Below are 24,485 nucleotides of genomic sequence, written 5' to 3' on the forward strand. Positions count from 1 at the left end.
TAGCTAACGGAGGCAATAACCATGACCGATAATCGGCTGGAAGAGTTACTGAAAAAACAGGCGATTGTGGAAGTTGTCTACCGTTATGCTCGGGCTATTGACCGTCTGGATGAAGCGCCGCTACGCAGTTGCTTTCATCCGGGCTCTATTCACAATCATTTCTTCGAGGGGCCCTCATCGGATCCCTCGTTACCCTCTACTGCTGAAGATCCAGCAGATTTTGTGGGGTTCGCTCTGGAGCGTCTGCGCACCTATTCGCGCACACATCATCAGATGGGCAATATAATGATCGACTTCACCAGCGCCGATCAGGCGACGGTAGAAACCTACTTCACTGCGTTCCACCGGGTCAGACCCATTGGCGATCCGCTGGCGGGTGCGCAGGCCTGCGATACGGAGATGGACTATTTCGTGGGTGGTCGTTACATTGATAAGTTCCAGTATATAGACGGCGTCTGGGGCATAGTCAGTCGCATCGGAATGACTGATTGGGCCAGGTTGGAGGCACCCTGTTCGCAGGGGTTTGGCAGCATCGCGCCCGAGACCATTGGTAAACGTGCACCAGATGACCTGATTTGCGAACACTATTAGGCCTGGCTTAGCTCAGGTTCGAATCTATAGGGGCTTCGGCCCCTTTTTTATAAGGGAGATACAGTCTCATGAGATTGGCCAACAAATTTGCTCTGATCACCGGCGGCGCCAGCGGACTAGGTGCCGCGGCCGCGGCGCGCTTTATTGAAGAAGGCTGCGCTGTTTGTATTTGCGACATTCAGGACGGGCCAGGCGAGGCGTTCGCCGCGACCTTTGGTGACAAAGCGTTCTACCAACATTGCAACGTTACGATTGAAGATGAGGTGGCCGGCGCAATCGATGCCGCCGTGGAGCGCTTCGGTCGACTGGATGTGGTTTTCCACAGTGCCGGCATCGTCGGTGCCGTTGGCCCCATTGCTACCACGCCCGGTGACGAATGGCGCTTTAGCATGGACGTACTGCTCAATGGCACCTTCTACGCGCTGAAACATGCGTCTCGTGTTATGGGCCCTCAGGGCAGCGGCTCTATTATCTGTATGGCCAGTACGGCTGGGCTGATGGGTGGATTGGGCCCGCATGCCTACGCTGCCGCCAAGCATGGTGTGGTTGGTCTGACCAAAAACGTGGCCGTAGAGCTTGCTTCGAAGGGCGTAAGAGTCAATGCGATCGCGGCGGCGAGCATGGCAACTCCCATGGTCGCCAGCGTGATTACCGGCGACCCCTCCGACCTGGCTGGAGCCCGTGAAAAGCTTGCCGAAGCGTCGCCCCTGCATGGGCGGGCCGGCCTGCCGGAAGATGTGGCCAATGCCGCACTGTTTCTTGCCAGCGACGAAGCGGGATATACCACCGGGCATACTTTCACCACTGACGCAGGGTTCACAATCGGCGCCACCGTCGAAGGACCGGCGTTTGCGGAATATGAGCCTATCGTAAGAGAAGCGGGAAAGTCCGGCCTGGACGCCTGACCGTGACGCAGGTGAAGGCAGAGTGGCGGGGCTGAGTATGCCCGCCACCTCAATTCACAGGCAAAAAAAACCGCGCAGGCTGCGCGGTTTGATGTCATCGCAGCGAGCTGCGGTGACAGTATTAACTACCTGAATAACTACCTGATTAACTCGCCAGCTGCTCAAAATCCAGCTCCGGAAAGCCGCCATCTGCAGATTCGCGCAGCCGGTCGTAGTAAACGTGAGCGCCGCCGAAGTAGATCAAGACTCTGGGTTTGTGATTCTCGATATTGGCGCCCATCATCCATGAATTCACTTTGTCGCCCTGAGCCATCAACGTTTGCTCGTGAATTTCAGAGACGTGAGCTGACCACTCATCCTCAGCTGCCTGCTTGGGCTTGAATACATCGTAGCCTTCGCTCTCCATTTTCTTGATGCAGTCGGTAATCCAGATCGCATTTTGTTCGATGGAGGTGGGCAGGTTAGCGAAGGGCGCCTGTGGTCCGGTTACCATGAACAGGTTGGGGAAGTCGGCAGCGCAGACACCCATAATGCAGTTGGAGGTATCGTGCCACTTCTCGTGCAAGCTCTGGCCGCTGGCTCCGCGAATTGGGAACGCTTCAAGGGCACCGGTGTAAGCTCTGAAACCGGTGGCGAGTACGATGATATCGAACTCAAACTCGTTTTCAGTGGTGCGTACGCCGGTTTCCGTGACTTCGACAATCGGCTCCTGGTTTTTAATATCAACGAGGTGAACGTTATCGCGGCTAAAGGCTTCCAGATAGCCGTGGTCCAATGGCGGACGCTTCGCGAACAGCGGATAGTCATCAACCGACGGCACCAGAATATCTGCGATAGCAGGGTCTTCGACCCGCTCACGCATTTTATCGATGATAAACTGCGATGCCATTTTGTTCGCTTCCGGGTTTGATAGCAGATCGTCAAAGGTCTCAAACACCCAGCGGAAGCTGCCGTTCCAGTTGTCCTCGAAAATTTGCTGTATTTCCTCCGGCGGCGTGTCTGCCAGATTACGACCGGCCGTGCCAAATGCCATGCCAAATACATGGTTGCGGCACATGTCGACGATCTCGTCGTAGTTGTCCTTGATCTCTTTTTCCCATTCCGCTGTCATGGGCTTTTGCATGGCCGGCAGAATGTAGTTCGACGTGCGTTGGAATACGGTTACCGAACCTGCGGTCTTGGCCATCACTGGTACCATCTGCACGGTGGTTGCCCCCGCACCAATGATACCTACTCGCTTACCCGCAAAGTCCAGACCTTCCTGCGGCCAGCGGGAGGAGTGAAACAGGGGTCCCTTGAATTTATCCATGCCCGGGATCTTTGGAATTACCGGTTCGGAAATCATGCCCATGCCACTGATGAAGTACTTGCAGGTATACGTCTTGCCGTCTCCGGTAGTCACCAACCAATGGCCGGCGTCATTCTGATAATCGGCGCTGACTACCTCAGTGTTCAACTGAATATGTGGCCACATGTCGCATTTGTCGGCAATAAAGCGGAAGTACTGGTGGGTTTCTTTCCAATCGGGATAACGTGCAGTCCAGGACCATTCTTGCAGAAGTTCTTTGGAGAACGTCAGGCAGTAATAGTAGCTCTCACTGTCTGTCATCGCGCCCGGGTAGCGATTCCAGGTCCAGGTACCACCAACATCGGCAGCTTTATCAAACACCTGTACCGACATTCCTGCTTCACGCAGATGGTGTATGAGTGCGAGTCCAGCAAAGCCGGCACCAATGACGATCGTGTCAAAGTCGACTTTACCTGTGGAGGCTGCATTACGGCTTGGCTCTTGCTCTGTAGTCATTGCTGCGTTCCTCGTCTTGTCTATTTTATTTATATTACAGTCTAGTCTGTGCAACGCTGCAAGCACTCACTACTGCAAGTGCTTGCAGATCTGAGATCATGCGTCGGCATCGGGCAGGTAGTGCCCGTACTTTTCAAAAGCTGCGACGGACTGTGTCGGTGTGTGATACGTCGGAAACATTCCCGGAGCTGCTTCATACTCGCGCAGTACCGTGCGTGCCACAGTGACTTTGTGAACCTCTGACGGGCCGTCGACGACACCCAACTCGGGAATGTTTGCCCACATGTTCATCAGTGGCACCTCATCAGACATGCCCAGGCTGCCGTGCAGGTGCATGGCTCGGTACACAACGTCGTGCAGAATTTTTGGGGTAGCCGCCTTGATAGCCGCTATCTCTTTGCGCACTTCGCGGTTGTACTCTTTATGCTTGTCGATCAACCAGGCGGTGTAGAGCACGTGCAGGCGGTACTGCAGAATCTGTGTGTAGCTGTCGGCGATTTTTTCCTGGGTAAACTGCTTATTAGCCAATAATTCGCCCTTGGTGGTGCGGCTGAGAACTCGCTCGCACATCATGTCCATGGCCTTTTTCAAAACCCCAACGCTGCGCATGGCGTGGTGAACACGTCCGCCGCCGAGACGGGTTTGCGCCACCAGAAAGCCTTTACCTTCCTCGCCCAGTAGGGCGTCAGCGGGCACGCGGCAATCGGTGAAGCGAATATAACCGTGTACACCGTCGCCTTGTTCCACATAGGGACCAACGGCGGAATTGCGCAGGATATCCATGCCGGGAGTGCCTTGCTCCACCAGTACGATGGACGCACCTTCATGGATGGGAACCTCGGTGTTGGTAACGACCATCACCAGCAGAAATGCGGAGAATCGGGCGTGAGAGGCAAACCACTTTTCGCCGTTGATCACCCATTCATCACCATCGCGGGTTGCGGTGCAGGTGAATTCAGCAGGGTCGGCGCCGGCCTGCGGCTCTGTCATTGAATAACAGGAAGCGATTTCGGCGTTCAACAACGGCTGAAGATATTTTCTCTTTTGTTCGGGAGTGCCGAAGTGGGCGAGTATTTCCGCGTTGCCACTGTCGGGTGCCTGACAGCCAAATACACTGGGACCGAAACGCGAGCGACCGAGTATTTCATTCATCAGACCCAGCTTGACCTGGCCATAGCCGCCGCCACCGAGTTCGGCGCCAAGGTGGCAGGCCCACAGTTTTTTCTCTTTGACGATGGCCCGCAGGGGTGCCATCGCTTTTGCTGCTGGTGAGTCGGGATCCCACGGATCGCCGGGACCGCGGAACACCAGGTCCAGCGGCTCAATTTCGTCGCGGGTGAATTGATCGATCCAGTCTAACTGCTTCTGGAATTCGGGGTCGGTTTCAAAGCTCCAACTCAAGGTGTTTCTCCTGCTATGATTGACTTACTAGACGCAAACAAGCATATTTTGAATAAAATTCAGGAAAATTACTACACATGACGGAAAAAAAAGTTTGGCTGGTCACTGGCGCCTCCCGTGGCATTGGCCTGGCCATCGCCAAGAGAGCCTTGGCAGCAGGGGATTTAGTGGCACTGCTGGCCCGTGGCGAGCAGGTTGAGCAAGTCGCATCAGAACTGGGAGACAAGTGCCTCGGTATTCGCTGTGACGTGGCTGATCGAGCGGCGGTAACGACTGCCATAGATCACATTATAGCCACTTGGGGCCGCCTTGACATGGTGGTTAATAACGCCGGAGTCCATCGCGGCGGCAAGGTGCGCCGCTTGAAGCTCGAGGACTGGAATACCGTGCTGGATACCAATCTTACTGGCGCGCTCAATATCATTGCAGTGGCCGCGGCTCATATGGAGCCTGGAGCGGCAATAGTCAACGTGGGAGCCGTGGTCGGTTTTCGTGGTTTTCCCGGCGATTCTGCCTATGCGGCCTCCAAGGCCGGGCTTGCCGGCATGACGCGGGCTTTGGCAATAGAGATGGCGCCCAAGAATATTCGGGTCAATCTGGTAATACCGGGTTTGGTATTGACTGAAATGACCGGAGAACTGTCGGAATCTGCGCTTGAATCCATGCGCAAGACCATACCCATGGGGCGCTACGGCGAAGCTGACGAAGTTGCTGAAGTGGTGGAATGGGTGGCTCGTTCCCGCTATATGACCGGTGCCTTTGTGCCCGCAGACGGCGGTCTAATGAGCAGTTTTGGAACGATGGGTTAGAGACTATGAGCACGGCAAACAATTTTCAGCAGTGGATGCAGGCCGAGCTGGGCCTGACTAATGCCCGGATAGAGCGTGAGCTCAGCGGCGGTAATTCAAATCTGACCCAGCTGGTGTCCACCGACAGTCGAGCGTTAGTACTGCGCTCGGCGCCGGCTGCGACCATCAGTCCCAAGGCGCATCTTGGTGTGCAACGAGAAGCGCGCTTTATGGGCGCGCTGCACGGCAGCGTAAAAGTGCCGCAGGTGCTGGCCTGGTGTGAATCTACTGACGTGCTGGGATATCCCTTCGCGGTCATTGAGCACGTCAGCGGAGTATCAATTACCGACACTATGCCCGCCGCCTACGACAATGCCGAGTCCATCAATACGCTGGGACGGCAGTTGGCGGAGAGTCTTGCGTCTATAGCAGCAGCTCCCTGGCAGGAATTGGGTCTCACTGATATGGGAAAGCCTGATCGTTTTCTGCAACGGCAGGTGGAGCGCTGGCTTGATATCCGGCGTGGTCAACCAACCCGGGACTTGCCCGAGATCGAACGGTTAGGACAGTGGTTACTGGATAACTGCCCGCCTGCCGGACCGGTAGGCATCGTGCATGGCGACTTTCATCTCGACAACACACTGTGCAGTGAGTCGCAGCCAACTATGTTGGCGGTCATCGATTGGGAGATGGCAACGATTGGTGATCCGCTGGCAGACCTTGGATTGTTTCTGATGTTCTGGGGCCCGCGCCCGCTGGAAAAACCAGGCTTCGCCCATGTGCAGGCGGTCACACGACGCGAGAACGTGGTTGCCCGCAGGGAGCTAGCTTCGATTTGGGCCGCTGCTAGCGGGCTGGATATTGAGCAACTGGATTATTATATGTGCTTTGCTTTCTGGCGTTTGGCGGCGATTGTCGAAGGCGCTTACGGCTTGTTTCTTAACGGCAAGGTGGACACGCCGTACGCTCGTGGTCTGGAGTACGATGTGCCCGCGCTGCTTACTGAGGCTGCAATGGCAGCGCAGGGGGAGTGGTGATGAACTCAAGCACTGTGACGGCCCATTCCATGACGACAACGATGATGCACATGCCGATGACCGTGCAAATGATTATGAGGCATGGTCTGTCGGTGTTTCCTGATTCCAGGGTTGGTACTTTTGACGGCGAAACTCTGCACTACAAGAGTTATGCAGAAATCGGTTTAGAAGCGGCCAAGCTGGCCACCGCGCTGCAATCCCTGGGAATCGCTCCCGGAGACCGGGTGGGAACCTTCAGCTGGAACAATAACGCGCACATGGCAGCTTACCTGGCCATACCGTCGATGGGCGCAATCATGCATACGGTGAATATCCGTTTGTCGCCCGAACATATCGCCTACATCATCAATCACGCCGAGGACCGGGTGCTGTTGCTCGACGCCAGTTTACTGTCTGTGTTCGAGCCAGTGCTGCCGCTGCTGGATTCGCTGGAGCACTTGATCATCATAGATGGCGACAGTTTGCCCGCAGGGTTCGCAGCCAGTCATTATCATGACCTTGTTGATGCCAGTGAGCCTATGCAGGATTGGCCCGACCTCGATGAAACCAGTGCCGCCGCTGCCTGCTACACCAGTGGCACCACCGGTAATCCGAAGGGCGTGGTATACAGTCATCGCACCACGTTTGTGCATTCTTTGGCTTCGCGAGCTGCCGATACCTTTGGCATTTCTGAACGAGACAGAATTCTGCTGTTGCCACCAATGTTCCACGCTAATGCCTGGGGCTTGCCCTATAGCGGCTGGTTCAGCGGCAGTGATTTTATTTTGCCAGGGCCGCATTTGCAGGTGCCGGCAATTATGAAAATGGTGGCTGCTGCACGACCCACGATCACCGCAACAGTGCCCACCATATTGGGTGACTTACTGCGCTTTGATAGCAGCGAGCTGGATATGAGTTGTTTTCGGATGCTGGTGTGCGGCGGCTCCGCAGTAGCGCCGGCTATGATTGACGCCGTGCGTGAGCAGTGGGGCGTTCCGGTATTACAGGGCTGGGGTATGACGGAGACCAGTCCGCTGTGTGCGTTGTCACATCCGCCTCGTGACCCTGGTGAGCAGGGTGAGACCGCCTGGCGCGCCAAGAGTGGACGACCGGTGTCCGGCGTTGAGGTGCGGGTTGTCGACGACGCTGGCAAGGCGTTACCCCATGATGGTGAATCGGTGGGTGAATTGCAGTTACGTGGCCCCTGGATTACCGGTGGCTATCACAATAACGACTCCGCCGATGCTATCTCGGCAGATGGGTGGTTACGTACTGGCGACGTAGGACATATTGACCAGAAGCACTATGTGCAGCTGACGGACCGTACCAAGGATGTGATAAAGTCGGGAGGTGAATGGATATCCTCAGTAGACTTGGAAAACACGCTGTTGGCTCACCCCGATGTAACAGAAGTCGCCGTCATAGCGACCGCCGACGAGCGCTGGCAAGAGCGCCCGCTGGTCGTCATGGTTGCCGCTAATGATGAAGTTGAGGCGTCTACTTTGCGCAATTGGCTGCAAGATAAAGTCGCGCGATTCTGGGTGCCTGAGTATTGGTGTCTGGTGGCGGAGATTCCCAAGACCAGCGTCGGCAAGTTTGATAAGAAGCGTTTGCGCGAAATGAACGAAGCCGGTGAATTAGATGTTGAGGTTCTCGGCAAGTGAGTGGAAGAAAGCAGGCAACGACAGGGAAACTGACGCAGGCTGAAAGAACAGCGCGATCAGACGAGGCAATGTTTACTGCGGCCATTGAGCTTATCAATGAGCGCGGCACCCAAAAAACGACGCTTAAAGACATTGGTGAGCGCGCCGGCTATAGCCGTGGCATGGCCAACTATAGATTCGGCTCCAAAGAAGGCCTGATGATGGAACTGTTTGCGCAGTTTGATCAACGCTGGAAAGCGCACCTCAGTGAATATCTGGAAGGACACTCCGGGATCAGTGCGGTTATTCAAGCGGCTAATGCCCTGCGTGAGTTCTTGAAGCTCGAATCGGACTACATGCGTGCCATGTATCTATTGTGGTATGAAAGTCTTGGACACCAATCTGATATGCGCTCTACACTCGCCGAGCATCATGATGTTTATCGGTCAGATGCGCGCCGCTGGATTGAGCAGGGCATTGCGGCGGGAGAGATTCGTCCCGATATCAATGCAGAGCAGTTTGCGGTGCAATACTGCTCATTTATTTTTGGGGTCGTTTATCAATGGCTGGTGAATGCAGACGCGCTGGACCTCGATGCGGCTTTTGACAGCTACGAACAACTTACAGTCCAACTCCTGCGTAGCCAGGAATAATACAGGGAGACAGCAATGACATTTCTAGCCCGAGAACACGGTAAACAGGTTTATTTCGAAGATTATGGTACGGGTGATAGCGCCATCGTGTTGGTGCACGGTTGGGGTATGGGTGTACGGACCTGGGATTACACCTTACCTCGGTTGGTTGCCGCCGGTCACCGTGTGGTGCTTATGGATCACCGCGGTTGCGGGCAGTCCAGCAAGGACTTCGCCGATATGGGTATTCAGGCCATTGCCGATGACCTGGTGGCGTTGGTGCACAAGTTGGAACTGAAGCAGGTTGTGCTCAATGGCTGGTCTTTAGGTGGCGCGGTGGTGGTAGAAGCGGCGCGGCAGTTAGCTGAGCGTTGCAGTGGTCTGGTACTGACCTGTGCCGCCACGCCCTGTTATCTGCAGAAGCCTGACTATCCCCACGGTGGTACCGATGAGGCGTTGGCCGAAACCATGGGCGCCATGGCCGCTGACCGGGTCAACTTTCTCGCCGCACTGTCTGCGGGCGTTTGCGCCTCTGAGGTCAGTCCGCAGCTGGTGGATTGGATGTGGGCCATATTCATGGAGTCATCGCCGCTGGCGGCGCAGTCGCTGGGCGAGCTGGGTCCGCTCGACCAGAGAGACATTCTGGCTACCTTTAAGATGCCGGTATTGAGTTTCGTTGGCGCTGAGGATGGGGTGGTTGACGCCAATGTTTGCCGCTCGATAACAGACTATGTGTCGCATGCTCATGTGGTGGAATGCCCAAATTCTGGTCACGCACCGTTTATCGAAGAGGCTGAGTTGTACCACGGCGAGCTGCTCACCTTCCTGGCGGCCAACCTCTGAGGAGATGAGTATGAGTAACCCGGTAAACTATGGCTTATGGTACGACTTTCGTAATCCGGCGCAGTGGCACCAGCCTTTTGATAGCTTTTACCCAGAGCGTCTGGCGCAAATCAGCGATGCTGAAAACCTCGGTTTTGATTCCTGCTGGCTGACGGAGCATCACTTCTGCGAAGACGGTTACACGCCATCACCGCTGGTGCTGTCCTCGGCAATATTGGCACGTACGCAGCAGATGCGTGTGGGCACCAACCTCATGCTGCTGCCGCTGCATGACCCGGTGCGTATCGCTGAAGATGTTGCCACGTTGTCGCTGATTAGTGGTGGTCGCTTTGACCTGGGCGTGGGCATCGGCTATCGACAGCTGGAGTTTGATCACTTTCAGCGCAAATTGTCGCACCGACCTAGTCTGGTTGAAGAGGGTATAGAAATTCTGCGTCGCAGTTGGACCGGCAAGCCGGTTAACTTTTCTGGCAAACGCTTTGAAGTAGGCGATTTAGCGGTAACCCCAGCGCCAGTGCAAGTGCCCAAAATTTATCTGGGTGGCATGGTGGAGCCGGCCATACAGCGCGCCGCGCGTGTAGCTGATGGATTTCTGAGTACCGGCGGTATCGGCATGGATGTCTATAACGAGGCGCTGTTGCAAAACGGCAAGTCGATACAAGACGGCGATATTATTATGGGTTGCTGGGCCATTATCGCAGAGGACCCTGAGGCCGAAGCCGACAAAATTGGCGACCATGTGCTGTACCATATTAATGAATATATTAAGTGGGGAGCCTTTGGACCGCCGGATCAGACGCCGCTGTTTGAAAACGCGGCAGCTGCCATTGAGGGTGGGCTCTACGAACTCTGGGATGCAGATACTGCGGTTAGCCGCCTGAACGAAATGATGGAGACCTACCCGAATATTCGCGATATCCATTTTTGGGCACAGTTTCCGGGTGAGCCGGCGGAGTCAGGTTCTCAACGTATGCGCTATATTGCAGAGAAGGTGCTCCCCAGGCTGCGTAAGTAGCCGTTAGGTATGGCCGGACATGGACAGGATACTGTTCAGGAAAAGGCGGTGAGCTTCGTCCAGATTGATGTCAGAATCGAAATAGACGGCGGAGCGCAAGCCGATCATTAGCGCGTAGGAAATTTCTGCCGCGTCCTTGGTGCTCTCCATGAACACTGCGGGTGAGGCCTGAAAAATATCCACCAGGTGCGCTTTGCAGCTCTCGTCGAACTCCGCTTTGGTGATACGCAACACATCATCGTTGACCGCAGCACCAAAGCACTCGAGCATAAAGCCGATTTCCTTGATGGTACTGGTCTCGCCTTTGAACCAAAAATCGGCCAGTGACTGAATCTGCACCCGGGGTTCCTGGCTGCTGAACTCTGCTATGCGGGCCATGAAACGCACAGAAACGCTGTCAAAGTACTGCTCCAGTATGTCTTCCTTGCCCTTGAAGTAATAGAGCAGGTGACTGGCAGACATGCCCGCACCTTCAGCCACGTCAGCAAGAGTGGTTTTGACATAGCCCTTGGCGAGAATACAGTCGTGCAGAGATTTGAATATCTGGTGACGACGCTGGTCGCCGCGGCTTTCACGGCGTTTAGGGAGTGTTGTTGTAGGCATGTTCTAAAACCTTAGCACGGTCCGTGCTGCACTTGCAGCCTAAAACGTATTTCTTGAATATAATTCAAAATACACCTACTATTTCTTTCCCGCAAGCGTTGGAGGAAAGCAGTATGGGTGTGCAGGGTTTACGCATGGTAATTACCGGAGGTGCTGTTGGCATAGGTGCTGGCACGGCTCGACTTGCAGCCAGCAAGGGCGCGCAAGTGGTTATATCAGACCTCAACGATGAAGCCGGTCAAGCGCTGGCTGAGGAAATCACGGCGGCGGGCGGCGAAGCTATCTACCACCATGCCGACGTCACCATTGATGCTGACGTAGAAGCACTGATGGCTGCAGCTGCGGCTGCTTTTGGTGGTATCGATGTGTTGCACAACAATGCTGGCATCCACGAGAGCATGCTGACCAAGGAGTTGTCGCTGGAAACGATGACCCGCGATACCTTTGAAAAAGTCATGTCTATTAACGTCACCGGCGTGTGGCTGTGTGCGAAGTACGCACTGCCGTATCTGCGTGAGAGCGACTGCGCATCGATTATTAATGCCGGCTCCACCAGCTCGATTTCGGGTTACCCACAATGCCAGGCCTACGGGGCGAGCAAAGGGGCGGTTATGCAGCTGACAAAAATGTTGGCAGTAGACCTCGCCGTTGATGGTATCCGGGTTAATTGTTATTGCCCCGGTTCCATTCACACGCAAATAGTCGACAAATTTCTCGAGGCGGCTCCCGACCCTCAGGCGATGCTTAATACGATGACCATGACTCATCTGATCCCTCGCATGGGGCAACCGGTGGACGTGGCTGAGCTGGTGTGTTTTCTCGCTAGCCCGGAATCCCAATTTGTTAATGGCGCAGTGTGGACGGTTGACGGTGGTTCATTGGCCTGGCGCGGCACCCTGGATGTACTTGGAATGGAGGTACAAGCATGAGCTTAAGCGTAGAAGAAAAGTTGGCAATACACGAACTACTGAGTCGGGCAGCCTATGCCTACGATGAGCGCGATACAGCGATGCTGGAGAATTGCTTCAGTGTAAGCGCGGGTTTCAGTATGCGTATCGCCAAGGGCGACCTGGTGGGTCCGTTCGAAGGGCGCGACGCCATTATGGGCCTGATGACCGGCTCCATGGCAGAGCAGACCGACGTGCGCAGACACGTGGTGTCGAATATATTTTTTGACGACAGCGGCGAGCAGCTGCTGGCGATTTCTAATCTGACGTTAATGGCGACTGAGAACGGCGACATCAATCTGCTTTCGGCCGGCGTCTACAAAGACACCGTGGTCAATGAGAACGGTGACTGGCGCATAGTGAACCGGCATCTTGAGCTGGATAAAGCTTACTAGGAGCGCCCCGTGAATATCGGAAACATACCGGCGAAAGCCGCACGCCTCAATCCTGCTGCAGAAGCGCTGATCGACGTAGACAGTGGTCGCCGCATCACCTTTGGTGTACTTGAAGACCACGTGTGCAGATTGGGTAATGCACTGGTAGACACTCTGGCTCTCAGTAAGGGCGACAGAGTTGCCATACTGTCGCGCAACTCTATTGAGTACATGGAAATCTATTACGCTTGCGCGCGCGTGGGTATGATCGCCCAGCCTTTGAACTGGCGCCTGGGCGTACCTGAGATGGTGCGTATATTAGAGGACGGCGAACCTGCCGTCATCGTGTGTTCCGATGAATACCTGGAAGTAACCGGCGAACTTAAGGGGCAGATTTCTATAGCCAACTGGCTTAGTTTTGGAGCGAACAGCGACGGCAGCTATGAGAAATTACTGGCAGAGTCTAGCGCGGCTGAGCCCGAGGTTGCAGCATCAGTAGGTGGTGACGACCCGGTGCTCATTTTGTATACCGGTGGCACCACTGGTGAGTCCAAGGGCGCATTACACACGCATCGCTCGCTGTATATGGGCATGATTAACCAAACGGTAGCGGAACGTGTCGTACCGGGTGATGTATACATGCTCACCGGCCAGATGTTTCATATTCCGGTGGCACTGGCCATGAATTATCAGGCCCACGGCTGCCCGGTGGTGTTGATCAACTTTGATGCCCGGCTGGCACTGGAGACTATTCAAAAAGAGCGTGTATCAGCCTTTTTGGGTATCACCACTATGCTCAACTGGATGATGGCCGACGAAAAGTTTAGCGAGTTTGATCTCAGCAGCCTGCGCAATATTCAATATGGCGGCGGGCCCATGCCGCGCAGCGTAGTTGCCGCCGCATTGGAAGCCTTTCCCTGCACCATTATTCAGGGCTACGGGCAGACTGAAGGTATGACCATGAGCTTCCTGTCGCAGGAGGATCATATTCTGGCGCTGAGCGGTGAGCATGCGGAACGTTTGAGTAGCTGCGGTCGTGAGGGTTTTGTGACCAGCATTCGCCTGGCTGACCCCGACGGTAATACCGTGCCGCGCGATGGTAAAACACCGGGTGAAATTCTGATCAGTTCAGAAGCTAATATGGTCGGCTACTGGCGGCGGCCAGACCTGACCGAGCAGACGATTCGCGAGGGCTGGATGTGGACCGGAGACATAGCGGTTTGGGATGAAGACGGTTACGTCTTTATTGTCGACCGCGCCCGCGACATGATTATTTCCGGCGGCGAGAACATCTATAGCACCCAGGTCGAGGCTGCCATTCATCAGCACCCCGCGGTGCTGGAGTCTGCCGTTTTTGGCGTGCCTGATGACCAGTGGGGCGAGGCGGTCAAGGCGGTAGTGGTGCTGAAGCCTGGCCAGAGCGCTACTGAGCAAGACATTATCGCTGCCGCAGCCGCGCATTTGGCCTCCTACCAAAAGCCCCGCTCTGTAGATTTTGTGGACAGTTTGCCCAAGGCACCTACAGGAAAAATTCTTAAACGTGAGCTGCGCGACCCCTATTGGGCCGCGGCGGAGAAACAGGTATGAGCGAGCTGCTTTCGGCAGAGCTGCTGACAAACATTGGCCGCCAGAGCGAGCCGCGCAGGGAAATTGTTACGCGCAGGGATATTCGCAAGTACGCGGTAGCTACCGGTAATCGACAGCGTAAATATCTGGACGGCGACCTGGCTCCACCTATGTTCCACGTGCCCTTGTTCTGGGATGTGGTTGAGTTGGATCAGCTGACACCAGACGGTGTCTCTATTGATGCGTTGCTACCCAAGTTTCCTTTAGAGAAAGCGATGGCAGGGGGATTGAATATTGAGTACCACAAGCCGATTCGTCCCGGTGACTGGTTGACCTCCACCCGCACCCTCACCGCTATTTACGATAAGAAAGGCCGCTCTGGCGCGCTCATCTTTTATGAGGTGGTGATGGATATTGTTGACGATGATGGTGAACTGGTTATCCGTGAAAAAACCACAAGGATTTTGCGATGACTACGACGTCACAGCAGGCTCGCCTGGCCGCCGTTAGCGTCGGCGATGAATTGCCGCAGCGTGAGTTTGAATGCGGTAACGTGCAGTTAATGCTCTATAACGCGGCATTGTGGAACGGCCACCGCATTCACTTTGATGAGCCTTACGCCAAGGAAGTAGAGGGTTACCCAGGCTTGGTTATAGCCGGCCCCTTACTGGGCGATTGGTTGCATCAGGGCGTTGAAGAGTGGTTAGGTGATGACGGTCGCATAGTGTCGATCGATTATTCCAACCGCGTGGCCACTTATGTGGGGGATATCCTGACCTCCGGCGGCACCGTGGTTGAGTTATTCAATGATACCCAAGAGGCGCTGGTGGATGTGTTTGTAAAGAATGCCGCTGGCGATGTTGTAACCCCCGGGCAGGTGCGCGTGAGGTTTGGCGATGTCTGGTAGTGCTTTACGCGGTCAGGTAGCCATTGTCGGCGCCGCAGATACTGATGTCGGCGTGCTGCCGGGTCGCACGCCTATGGAGTTGTGCGTGGAAGCCGCATTGGCGGCTATTGCTGATGCGGGTCTGGATAAGAGTGATGTCGACGGACTGATCACCTGTAACGCTATGGCGCAGCCCATGCTTTACCACGCGGAAGCTGCGGCAGAATATATGCAGATATTTCCGCGCTACTGCTTTGCCGCAGGCGCCGGTGGTGGCACTACCTTCTCGGTGATTCACCATGCGATGTCGGCCATTGCCACCGGCATGGCCGACGTGATTGTAGTGAGCATGGCCGATGCGATGCGCAGCGGTTTGACCAGAGAGCAAGCCATGCTGGTCCAGGCCTCTACGGGCCACCCTGAGTTTGAGCAACCCTACGGTGTTACCGTGCCCGCTTACTACGCCCTGATTGCACAGGCACATATGGCAGAGTTTGGCACTACCGAGGCACAGTTTGCCGGTATCGCGGTTGCCTGCCGGGAACACGCAAGCCGTAATCCAACAGCGCAGATGCGCGACCCGATAACCGTTGCTGACGTGCTTGAATCAAGGCTGATTGCTGATCCACTGCACCTGCTGGATTGCTCGTTGGTATCTGATGGCGGCTCGGCGGTGGTACTGATGTCCGCAGAACGAGCGGCAGATACGGCACACGCACCGGTTTATATATTGGGTGCTGGTGAAGGCCATAGCCACGAACATATTTCAGCAGCGCGCAGTCTGACCACGTCGGCGGCGAAAGAGGCCGGCGAGAGGGCGTTTGCCATGGCGGGTCTGGGTCCGGCAGAGATGGACTTTGCTCAGCTCTATGATTGCTTCACGCCTACCGTGATGGTTGAGTTGGAGGATCTTGGATTCTGCGCCAAAGGCGAGGGCGGGGCTTTTGTGGACAGTGGTGCGTTACTGCCTGGAGGCGCTTTACCCGTGAATACCCACGGCGGACTCTTGTCCCACTGCCATCCGGGTAATCCCGGCTCGATGTTTGCCCTGACTGAGTCAGTCTGGCAATTGCGTGGTAGTTGCGGCGAGCGCCAGGTAGCCGGAGCTACCAACGCGCTGGTACATGCGCAAGGTGGCATCATGTCCTCCCATGCGGCATTGGTACTCGGCAAGGAGGTGGGTTGAGATGAACGCTGAAATACCCAGTCGCGTCCAACCGACTCCCAACGCCGTCTCGGCACCTTACTGGGAAGCCTGCGCTCGCGGAGAGTTGAGCCTGCAGCATTGTAACGGTTGCCAACAGTTCCAGTTTTACCCACGCACTATCTGTAGCCATTGTGGTGGTACAGATCTCGCTTGGCAGGTTGTCAGCGGCAGCGGCAGGGTCAAAAGTTTTACCGTGGTACGGCGCGGAATATCCAAAGCGTATGCAGCGCCCTACGTGGTGGCGCTGATCGAGCTGAAGGAAGGCCCGAGTATGATGAGTACCATCGTAGGCAGCGAGCCGGAGGTTGTAGCCATCGGAGCGAGTGTGCAGGTCGGCTTTGAGGCCTGGAGCGAAGATATTCAAATGCCGGTATTTTCTCTGACGTAGGTTGAACGTAATGAATAGTCCCAAGACACCCTTTGCAGTGATTAGCCCGGGAGCCTCGCCGGATGCATTGGAAGCCAAGCAGCCGCACATTGATCACGGCACTGAGGTGTATTCCAAGGAAGGCTACTTCAGTCGCGATTACATGGCGCTGGAGTGGGATCGCCTGTGGACCCAGACCTGGCTGATTGCCGGTATGGAAACCGATATTCCGCAGAGCGGCGATTATTTTCTGTTCGATATTGGTGACGAGTCGATCATCATTACCCGCACCGAGGAAGGCATTAAAGCGTTCTATAACGTCTGTAGTCACCGCGGCGCCAAGCTAGTGTGGGAGGAGCGAGGCAATCGCAAAGTATTTGTGTGTCCGTTTCATAGCTGGAGTTTTCACAATAACGGAGAACTGCGACGGATTACCGACGAAGACACCTTTCAGCCAGACCTGATAGCCCATCGCCCGGGTTTACAGGCGCTGGCCTGTGAAACTCATGCGGGCATTATATTTATCAGCATGGCCGAGGATCCTGCGCCATTAGCGGAGAGTATTGGTCTGCCAGAGGGTTACCTTGAAGGCTATCGCCTGGATCAGATGAAGGTGGTACGGCATGTGCGCAGCGAGTGGGGCTCTAACTGGAAAGTGGGGGTGGAAGCGTTTTACGAGAGTTACCACTTACACGCAGTCCATCCCGAGACGCGCGGCATCATGGGCGATCTTAATGTGCAGTACGACCTGTACCCAAATGGCGCCAGCCGCATGATTGTGCCGCTGGGACAGCCCAGCCCACGTTTTCATGACCAGCACACCGTTACCGAAGGGTTGGAGATGATGCTGCGTGATGCGGGCGTTGACCCCGCTGACTTTACTGGTGATGCCAGCGAGGTAAGGCGAGCCATGCAGCTGGGTAAACGGGAGCGCGCTGCGCGACTGGGCCTGGATTACAGTCACTTTGAAGACAGTCAGCTGTCTGACAGCTGGGCCACGGGCGTGTTTCCTAACGTGCAGATTGGTTGTCACCCGGAAGCGGTATTTCTGATGCGATTTTTGCCCCATGAAACCGACCCAGAGCGCTTTTACTACGACACCATGACGTTGTTGCTACCCGTTGATGACCCGGACTACTGCCCGCCAGCCTGGATGGGTCTACCCGAGGGTACCGATGTCAGCGGACGTGTGCGCCCGGCCACAGAGCATTATTCACTGGAGGAAGATGCCGACCTGGGTATGGTTCTGAGTCAGGATGCCGACTTTCTGCCGGTGGTGCAGAAGGGAATGCGTAGTCGCGGCTTCAAGGGGCAGCTGTGGGGTGAGCAGGAGCAGCGTTTGCGGCATTTCCACGTGGAGCTGCAGCGTTATTTAAGCGGCAATTAGCCCATGATTTTTGCTTGACAAATTTTCATCATAAGTACAAAGTTGAATTTGAATCAAATTCAAAACACCTAAAAAAAATTGGATCAACAGGAGTCCATTATAATGAAAACAATCCCGCGCACCCCGCAATACCTGAACTGGCAACGTTTTAGAGCCGGCCTGCTGATAGGCATGGCCCCGGCACTGGCCTTGACGCCTCAATTTTCGCTGGCCCAGGGGCCGGTACTGGAAGAAGTAACGGTTACTGCTACCCGACGTGGCGATACCGATATCATGAAAACCGCGGTGGCCGTAACGGCATTGACCGCTAGCGATATCGAAGCATTTTCGCCGCGTGACCTGAACGACATTGCTGTGATGGTACCCAGCCTGTCGGCCGGTACGGTGTCGGCGTTCAAGTCGGCATCCTTTGCCATGCGCGGTGTGTCTGAGACCACCATCATTGTCTACAAGGAGTCGCCAGTAGGCGTCATCATTGATGACTTTGTGGTTAACCATGTGCAGACCCAGAACCTGGAGATGTTCGATATCGAACAGATTGAAGTTCTGCGTGGCCCCCAGGGCACACTGTTTGGTAAGAACACCACCGGCGGCACCATCAATATTAAAACCAAACGCCCCGACCATGAAGTGCGCAATGCTGAGCTGCGTTATGAGTTTGGAGATTTCGGCACCCAAAAAATCACCGGCGCTCTGAACGTACCGCTTATTGAAGACACACTGTCGTTTCGCTTTGCTGGCCAGTGGCTGGAGAGCGATGGCTATTATGAGAACAATGCATCCTATGGTCCTTTGACCATCGCACCAGGCCTTGCTGCTCCGGGTGGCGCGATCGACGGACAGACTGGTCAGGGTGATGGTGGAGACCTCGGTGGTGACGACGTGCAGTCCATGCGCCTCAAGCTGCTGTGGTCACCGACAGAAGACTTCAATGCCCTGCTGCAGTACGAGTACATCAAAGATCAGGGCGACACACCGCCCGTAGTGAATGAGTCTGGTCCAGGCTACCTGTTCGACGCTTGGGGCTTCACCTCTGCAGGGGGCGATCCGCTGAAGGATGCGGGGATTACTAACAACGACGATTTCCTATTCGAAATGTCAAAGGGGCACCAGATTGATATTGAGGGTTTCTACCTGAATATGGACTGGACCATCGGCGACTACACCTTGTACTCGGTGACTGGACAGCGCAATCAGGAATCCCATCTTCCCAACACTTACAGTGGCGAAGTTTTCCAAACACTGTTTGATGCGACCCGTGACGACGAGCGAGAGACATTTCAGCAAGAAATTCGACTCGCTTCCGATCTTGACGGTCCGTTCAACTTTGTGACTGGTCTCTACTACCAGAAAGAAGACATCGACTTCTGTGTGGTTCAGGTGGTCGGCTTTGTTGACCTGTTGCTCGACGGCGAGCCCGCCTTCCTGAGCGCAAACCCACTGATTCTTTGTAACAAGCAGGAAGCAGAGGCGCTGGCGGTCTACATTGACGGTACCTACGACATCTCTGATAACTTCCACATCAGTGCTGGTTTCCGCTACACCGATGAGGAAAAGGAATGGACTGGACGGCCGCGGGTCCCCATTCAGGCACTGCCTGACGGTGGCTTTGATCCTAACTTCACCTGGGAAGAGTTGGGCACCCCGCTGGCGGGCGCAGATTTTGAGCGCTTCCCCGACGGTGTTGTCACCGATAAAGAAGACTGGCAGGAACCGACCTACCGCTTGCAGTTTGCTTATGACTTCAGCGAAGACCTGTTCGGTTGGGCCGGTTATTCCCGCGGTTTCAAAAGTGGCGGCTACAATGACCAGACCGGTACCGTCCTGAACCCGATTCCAGCGGTAGCGGCACGTCCGACAGACCCTGAAATTGCTGATTCGTTTGAAGTGGGTGTGAAGTCTATACTCGCCGGCGGCGCTGCCAACATACAGGTAACCGGTTTCTACGTGGAATACAAAGATGCCCAGAGAACCTTCAATGCCACTTTCCCCACCGGGCAGGAGACATTGTTCTTCAACGCTGCAGAGCTTGAGGTGATGGGTATTGAACTGGAAGGCTCCTGGGCGATTACTGATAGTCTGGTGCTGCGCGGTAACGCGATGTGGCAGGATGCGGAGTTCAACGAGTTTCGTGCTGACACCGACTTCGACGGCATTGACGATATCGATCTGAGTGGCAAGCCACCTACCCGTACTCCCGAATGGATGGGCGCATTGGATGCGATCTATACCTGGGATCTGGACATGGGCGATGTCGACTTCAACTTGCGTGTTTCCTATGAAGACGAGTCTGTTGCTGGTTATTCCGATGTGGACGAAAGTTATGACACCACATTGAATTCCAGAACCGTCTGGGACGCCGGCGTTACCTTCAAGCATTCCAGTGATAAATGGTGGGTTCGCGGCTTTGCCAAGAACTTTACCGATGAGCGCTATCGCACAGGTTCACTGTCAGTCGGTAACTTTTGGATCATGTCTGCCTATGCACCGCCTGAGTACTACGGCATGGAGTTGGGCGTCAATATCGACTTTTGATAGTGGCATGATCCACAACTTATTACATTGGGTGTAATTATTGGGCCGACTTTTGTCGGCCCCTTTTTTTGTCCGTAGAAAAATAAATAGGCTGCCAGCGGAGAAGTCGCTTATGGGTTTACAGCATTGGACATTGGGTGGGGTGGTCAGCCTGGCCCTGCTGGCAGGCAGTCCAGTATGGGCTGATGACTATTCGCCAGGCGTTGGACCACCCTTGCCGCGCCAGGCGTTGTTTGGTGACCTGCACCTGCACTCGCGCGCTTCTGCCGACGCTAATGCCATGGGTAACGTTTCGCTGACGGCGGCGGATGCCTATCGGTTTGCCAGTGGTGAGCAGGTAACCAGCAGCTCCGGTTTACCGGTGCGTTTGCGGCGCCCGCTGGATTTTTTGGCGGTAACGGATCACGCTGAATTTCTAGGTATTCTCAACGCCTTTGCTGAAAAGAACCCGCTGCTCATGGATTCGCCGTTAGGTCGGCGCTGGGGTGCTCTGTCTGGCGATGAATTTCTGCAGGCGTTTGTTGCCTCGCTGTCTGACCCTGACCCGGTGCGCGATGATGTGCCTGATTCACTGGAATGGCAGATATGGAAGGACCTGACCAGTACCGCCGACGACTTTTACAAGCCGGGTCAGTTCACCACGTTTTCCGCCTATGAATGGACGGCGGCCAATGAAGGTAACAACTTACACCGCTGTGTGATTTACCGTGATGCGGCCGATGTCACTTCAACCGTTATGCCGTTCTCATCTTTCTCTGGCGATGACCCCGAGCAACTGTGGTCGGCGTTAGAGCGGTATGAGCAAGCCACCGGCGGACGAGTGATGGCTATTCCTCACAACGGCAATCTGAGCAATGGCATTATGTGGGATACCCAGACCTTGTCAGGTGCTCCGCTGGATAAAGACTACGCCATCAAGCGCATGCGCTGGGAGCCGGTCGCTGAAGTCACTCAGGTTAAGGGCGACAGCGAAACCCATCCTATACTCTCACCGGAAGATGAGTTCGCCGACTTTGAACGCTGGGACCGCTACAACATTATGAATACAGCGACGACAGGGCCAGAGAACCTGCCTGGCTCTTATGCGCGCTCGGCGCTGAAGCGTGGCCTGTCTCTGGAGAAGACGCTGGGTGTTAATCCCTATCAATTTGGCATGATTGGCTCCACGGATTCACACACCGGTTTGGTGACCGCAGCAGAAGATAACTTCTTCGGTAAGTTCGCCAACTCTGAGCCAGGCGTGCGCACCAGTGGCAGTCATATGGCCGGCATGAAAAATGCCGATTGGGAGCTGGGAGCGTCTGGCCTGGCTGCTGTGTGGGCTCATGAAAACACCCGTGAAGCGATCTTCGATGCGCTGGAGCGCAAAGAGATTTATGCCACCACCGGTTCGCGAATACTGTTGCGATTTTTTGCCGGCTGGCAGTACCAGGGCGGTGAGCTGAATTCACCGGAGTTTACTGAGCTGGCGTATGAGCGCGGCGTGCCCATGGGCGGCGAATTGGGCCCAGGGCCACGCGGCCAGGCCCCGAAGTTTTTACTCTATGCCCTGAAAGACCCCGACGGCCCGAATTTGGCACGCCTGCAGGTGATTAAGGGCTGGCTGGATAAATCTGGCAAGCCGCACGAGCGGATTTATGAAGTGGCACAAGCCCAAGAGTTACCCGCCGCTACCAGTAAAGAGCCGCAGGACTATTCCAATGCCTTTGGCGCTGCAGAATTAAAGGCCGAATGGCAGGACCCGGATTTTGATAAGCGCGCCAGTGCGTTTTACTATGCCCGGGTTATTGAAATTCCACGCTTGCGCTGGACTATGCATGACCAGAAATATTTCAAGGTAGCGGCGGCTAAAGAAGCACCCGTAACCGTTCAAGATAGAGCCTATTCATCACCTGTTTGGTACCGCCCTCATGATTAAACGAATTCTATTGTCTGCCAGCCTGTGCGCCTTGCCACTATTCTCCTTTGCCGCTATCGACCCCGGTGCTCAGTTGTATCAGCAGCACTGTGAGCAGTGCCATGGTGGATCCGTATCCAAAGCACCGCAGCTCAGTTTGCTGCAAATAATGTCGCCCAGCTCGATTTACCGCGCTATGACCGAAGGCATTATGATGGAGCAGGCACGCGGCCTTAAAGCATCAGAGCGACAGCTGATTGCCGAACACCTGACCGGCCAACCGCTCAACGGCGGAGGCGAAGTGCCCTTGCCACAAGCCTGTTCCGGCGCCGACGCTGCTTTTTCTGCTGCTGGTAATACCCCGCTGGCCGGCTGGGGCACCGACCTGCGCAATCAGCGTTTTCAGGGCAAGCTGCACACATCGCTAAACTTGGCTGACATGCCAGGCATGAAACTGAAATGGGCATTTGCTTACCCGGATGCAGTACGTGCCAGGTCTCAGCCACTGGTGGTGGGCAATACACTATTCGTAGGCGCCCAGGACGGCTCAGTCTTTGCACTGGATCGCAGTAGCGGTTGTCTGCGCTGGCGCTTTGAAACTGTGGCCGAAGTTAGAACCGCCATTGTCTTAGGTGACCAGAAACCCGGCAGTGACATGCTGCTGTTTTTTGGTGACATCGTTGGCAATGTATACGCGGTAAGGGCTGCCACGGGTGAACTGGTTTGGCGTGACCGACCCGACGATCACCCCAGCCTGACGCTGACTGCGGCTCCGGCTTTGCACGAGGGGCGGCTCTACGTTCCCCTTAGCGCGTTAGAAGTGACCGCGGCGGCTGACCCTGAATATGCCTGCTGCACCTTTCGCGGTGGGGTAGCGGTCTACGAGGCCAAAACCGGTGCGCGTCACTGGACCGGCTATACCATTGACGTGCCGCCGCAAGAAGTCGGTAAAAATTCTATCGGTACGCCGCGCATAGCACCGTCCGGTTCACCGATCTGGAATACGCCGGTGCTGGACCTGAAGCGCCAGCTGATCTATGTGGGTACCGGCGAAAACTATTCCTCGCCTGCCAATGGCACCAGCGATGCCATTATTGCCCTGAGCATGAAGGACGGCTCTATTGCCTGGGTACAACAAATGACCGCGGGTGATGCCTGGAACATGGGCTGCGAGACCGAGGAAAAAGTAAATTGCCCGCCTGAAAATGGACCTGATTATGATTTTGGTGCCGCGACTATTCTGGCTCAAACCAGCACCGGTAAAGACATAGTGCTGGCAGGACAGAAGTCCGGTGACGTGTATGCACTGGACCCGGATAACGGCGGCAAGATTTTGTGGCAACAGAAAATGGGCCGTGGCGGTATTCAGGGCGGCGTGCATTTTGGCATGGCTGTGGACGGCGATACATTGTATGTGCCGATGTCTGACTTTGACGGCGGGCCGCGCTGGCCTGGCGTTGCGCGACCGGGGATGTCTGCCGTTGATATCAGTACTGGCACTGTACATTGGTTTACGCCAGCACAAGATATCTGTGAGGGGCGGGAGTTCTGCCAACCGGGCTTGTCGGCACCGGCTACCGCGATGAGCGGCGGTGTAATCTCGGGATCAATGGATGGTCACCTGCGCGCCTATGACAAGAAGAACGGTAAAGTCCTCTGGGACTACGACACGGCCCAGACCTATACCACCGTCAACGGTGTTGAAGCCAATGGCGGTTCCATCGGTGGCGGAAGTGGGCCGGTACTGGATGGCAATATGCTGTTCGTTAACTCTGGCTACGGTATCTACTTTCACATGCCGGGTAATGTGCTGTTGGCGTTTGAGTTGGCGCCCTGATGCTCGGACCTGCGGCGGCCGTCGGGGGTGTATTCAGGCTGGGAGCGCACCTGGCCTTGGCCTGGCATTATCGGGCTATAAGGATTAGTGCGTTTAAAGAATACGGTACGGCCGCCTGATAGCCATCAGCTGGATGTCCATTTCCTCAGAGGCTGAATGTGCCAGAACTGTTCTGGTAAATAGAGGGGCGGCCTCACGAGTGCTCCAAAACGTCAATAATTCTTACAATCCCTTGGAAACC

The 24,485-nt window shown here is 55.3% G+C and carries 22 protein-coding genes; 19 read left to right on the top strand and 3 right to left on the bottom strand.

Annotation, left to right across the window (positions count from 1 at the left end):
• The first annotated feature begins 21 nt into the window (after positions 1 to 21).
• Together EYC98_RS18405 and EYC98_RS18410 are read left to right on the top strand one after the other, a co-directional pair.
• Positions 22 to 591, top strand: coding sequence for a nuclear transport factor 2 family protein (locus EYC98_RS18405; protein WP_279246859.1), 570 nt, complete (start codon positions 22 to 24; stop codon positions 589 to 591).
• Positions 592 to 659: 68 nt separating this feature from the next.
• Positions 660 to 1,496, top strand: coding sequence for an SDR family oxidoreductase (locus EYC98_RS18410; RefSeq protein ID WP_279246860.1), 837 nt, complete (start codon positions 660 to 662; stop codon positions 1,494 to 1,496).
• 145 nt (positions 1,497 to 1,641) lie between these two features.
• Here EYC98_RS18410 and EYC98_RS18415 read toward each other — a convergent pair whose 3' ends face one another.
• Both EYC98_RS18415 and EYC98_RS18420 read right to left on the bottom strand, forming a co-directional pair.
• Positions 1,642 to 3,300: a flavin-containing monooxygenase gene (locus EYC98_RS18415; RefSeq protein ID WP_279246861.1), complete on the bottom strand. Its 1,659-nt coding sequence runs from the start codon at positions 3,298 to 3,300 to the stop codon at positions 1,642 to 1,644.
• Between the two features lie 96 nt (positions 3,301 to 3,396).
• Positions 3,397 to 4,701: an acyl-CoA dehydrogenase family protein gene (locus EYC98_RS18420; protein ID WP_279246862.1), complete on the bottom strand. Its 1,305-nt coding sequence runs from the start codon at positions 4,699 to 4,701 to the stop codon at positions 3,397 to 3,399.
• A gap of 77 nt (positions 4,702 to 4,778) precedes the next feature.
• Between EYC98_RS18420 and EYC98_RS18425 the strand changes: the two genes are divergently transcribed.
• The 6 genes from EYC98_RS18425 to EYC98_RS18450 are packed head-to-tail and all read left to right on the top strand — an operon-like array spanning position 4,779 to position 10,638.
• A complete protein-coding gene (locus EYC98_RS18425; RefSeq protein WP_279246863.1) occupies positions 4,779 to 5,510 on the top strand; it encodes an SDR family NAD(P)-dependent oxidoreductase in 732 nt (243 codons plus the stop codon).
• A 5-nt stretch (positions 5,511 to 5,515) separates the two neighbouring features.
• Positions 5,516 to 6,526, top strand: coding sequence for a phosphotransferase family protein (locus EYC98_RS18430; protein ID WP_279246864.1), 1,011 nt, complete (start codon positions 5,516 to 5,518; stop codon positions 6,524 to 6,526).
• Complete coding sequence (locus EYC98_RS18435; RefSeq protein ID WP_279246865.1) at positions 6,526 to 8,169, top strand: long-chain fatty acid--CoA ligase; 1,644 nt, start codon at positions 6,526 to 6,528, stop codon at positions 8,167 to 8,169. The genes EYC98_RS18430 and EYC98_RS18435 overlap by 1 nt, the downstream gene beginning before the upstream one ends.
• Positions 8,166 to 8,801 carry a TetR/AcrR family transcriptional regulator gene (locus EYC98_RS18440; RefSeq protein WP_279246866.1) on the top strand — a complete coding sequence of 212 codons (636 nt, stop codon included), beginning with the start codon at positions 8,166 to 8,168 and terminating at the stop codon, positions 8,799 to 8,801. Before EYC98_RS18435 ends, EYC98_RS18440 begins: the two co-directional genes overlap by 4 nt.
• 15 nt (positions 8,802 to 8,816) lie before the next feature.
• Positions 8,817 to 9,623, top strand: coding sequence for an alpha/beta fold hydrolase (locus tag EYC98_RS18445; protein WP_279246867.1), 807 nt, complete (start codon positions 8,817 to 8,819; stop codon positions 9,621 to 9,623).
• Between the two features lie 10 nt (positions 9,624 to 9,633).
• On the top strand, positions 9,634 to 10,638 hold the full coding sequence (locus tag EYC98_RS18450; protein ID WP_279246868.1) for an LLM class flavin-dependent oxidoreductase: 1,005 nt from the start codon (positions 9,634 to 9,636) through the stop codon (positions 10,636 to 10,638).
• A gap of 3 nt (positions 10,639 to 10,641) precedes the next feature.
• On the opposite strand, the gene EYC98_RS18455 is transcribed toward EYC98_RS18450, so the two are convergent.
• Positions 10,642 to 11,241: a TetR/AcrR family transcriptional regulator gene (locus EYC98_RS18455; protein ID WP_279246869.1), complete on the bottom strand. Its 600-nt coding sequence runs from the start codon at positions 11,239 to 11,241 to the stop codon at positions 10,642 to 10,644.
• A 53-nt stretch (positions 11,242 to 11,294) separates the two neighbouring features.
• Between EYC98_RS18455 and EYC98_RS18460 the strand changes: the two genes are divergently transcribed.
• From EYC98_RS18460 to EYC98_RS18510, 11 genes are all read left to right on the top strand, one after another.
• On the top strand, positions 11,295 to 12,170 hold the full coding sequence (locus tag EYC98_RS18460; protein ID WP_279246870.1) for an SDR family NAD(P)-dependent oxidoreductase: 876 nt from the start codon (positions 11,295 to 11,297) through the stop codon (positions 12,168 to 12,170).
• Positions 12,167 to 12,583, top strand: a complete 417-nt coding sequence (locus EYC98_RS18465; RefSeq protein WP_279246871.1) for a nuclear transport factor 2 family protein — start codon at positions 12,167 to 12,169, stop codon at positions 12,581 to 12,583. Before EYC98_RS18460 ends, EYC98_RS18465 begins: the two co-directional genes overlap by 4 nt.
• Before the next feature lie 9 nt (positions 12,584 to 12,592).
• Complete coding sequence (locus EYC98_RS18470) at positions 12,593 to 14,149, top strand: AMP-binding protein (protein WP_279246872.1); 1,557 nt, start codon at positions 12,593 to 12,595, stop codon at positions 14,147 to 14,149.
• Positions 14,146 to 14,601, top strand: a complete 456-nt coding sequence (locus EYC98_RS18475; protein ID WP_279246873.1) for an FAS1-like dehydratase domain-containing protein — start codon at positions 14,146 to 14,148, stop codon at positions 14,599 to 14,601. Before EYC98_RS18470 ends, EYC98_RS18475 begins: the two co-directional genes overlap by 4 nt.
• A complete protein-coding gene (locus EYC98_RS18480; RefSeq protein WP_279246874.1) occupies positions 14,598 to 15,035 on the top strand; it encodes a hotdog family protein in 438 nt (145 codons plus the stop codon). Before EYC98_RS18475 ends, EYC98_RS18480 begins: the two co-directional genes overlap by 4 nt.
• On the top strand, positions 15,025 to 16,200 hold the full coding sequence (locus EYC98_RS18485; RefSeq protein ID WP_279246875.1) for a thiolase C-terminal domain-containing protein: 1,176 nt from the start codon (positions 15,025 to 15,027) through the stop codon (positions 16,198 to 16,200). Before EYC98_RS18480 ends, EYC98_RS18485 begins: the two co-directional genes overlap by 11 nt.
• Before the next feature lies 1 nt (position 16,201).
• Positions 16,202 to 16,609: a Zn-ribbon domain-containing OB-fold protein gene (locus EYC98_RS18490; RefSeq protein WP_279246876.1), complete on the top strand. Its 408-nt coding sequence runs from the start codon at positions 16,202 to 16,204 to the stop codon at positions 16,607 to 16,609.
• A gap of 10 nt (positions 16,610 to 16,619) precedes the next feature.
• The gene (locus EYC98_RS18495; protein ID WP_279246877.1) at positions 16,620 to 17,975 is read left to right on the top strand and encodes an aromatic ring-hydroxylating oxygenase subunit alpha; all 1,356 of its coding nucleotides are present in this window, start codon (positions 16,620 to 16,622) and stop codon (positions 17,973 to 17,975) included.
• 102 nt (positions 17,976 to 18,077) lie between these two features.
• Positions 18,078 to 20,510: a TonB-dependent receptor gene (locus tag EYC98_RS18500; protein ID WP_279246878.1), complete on the top strand. Its 2,433-nt coding sequence runs from the start codon at positions 18,078 to 18,080 to the stop codon at positions 20,508 to 20,510.
• Between the two features lie 112 nt (positions 20,511 to 20,622).
• On the top strand, positions 20,623 to 22,428 hold the full coding sequence (locus EYC98_RS18505) for a DUF3604 domain-containing protein (protein ID WP_279246879.1): 1,806 nt from the start codon (positions 20,623 to 20,625) through the stop codon (positions 22,426 to 22,428).
• Positions 22,421 to 24,244, top strand: a complete 1,824-nt coding sequence (locus EYC98_RS18510) for an outer membrane protein assembly factor BamB family protein (protein ID WP_279246880.1) — start codon at positions 22,421 to 22,423, stop codon at positions 24,242 to 24,244. Before EYC98_RS18505 ends, EYC98_RS18510 begins: the two co-directional genes overlap by 8 nt.
• Positions 24,245 to 24,485 lie beyond the last annotated feature (241 nt).

Origin of the sequence: Candidatus Litorirhabdus singularis (genome assembly GCF_026262625.1) — a bacterium.
In the GTDB taxonomy this organism is placed as follows: Bacteria; Pseudomonadota; Gammaproteobacteria; order Pseudomonadales; family Halieaceae; genus Litorirhabdus; species Litorirhabdus singularis.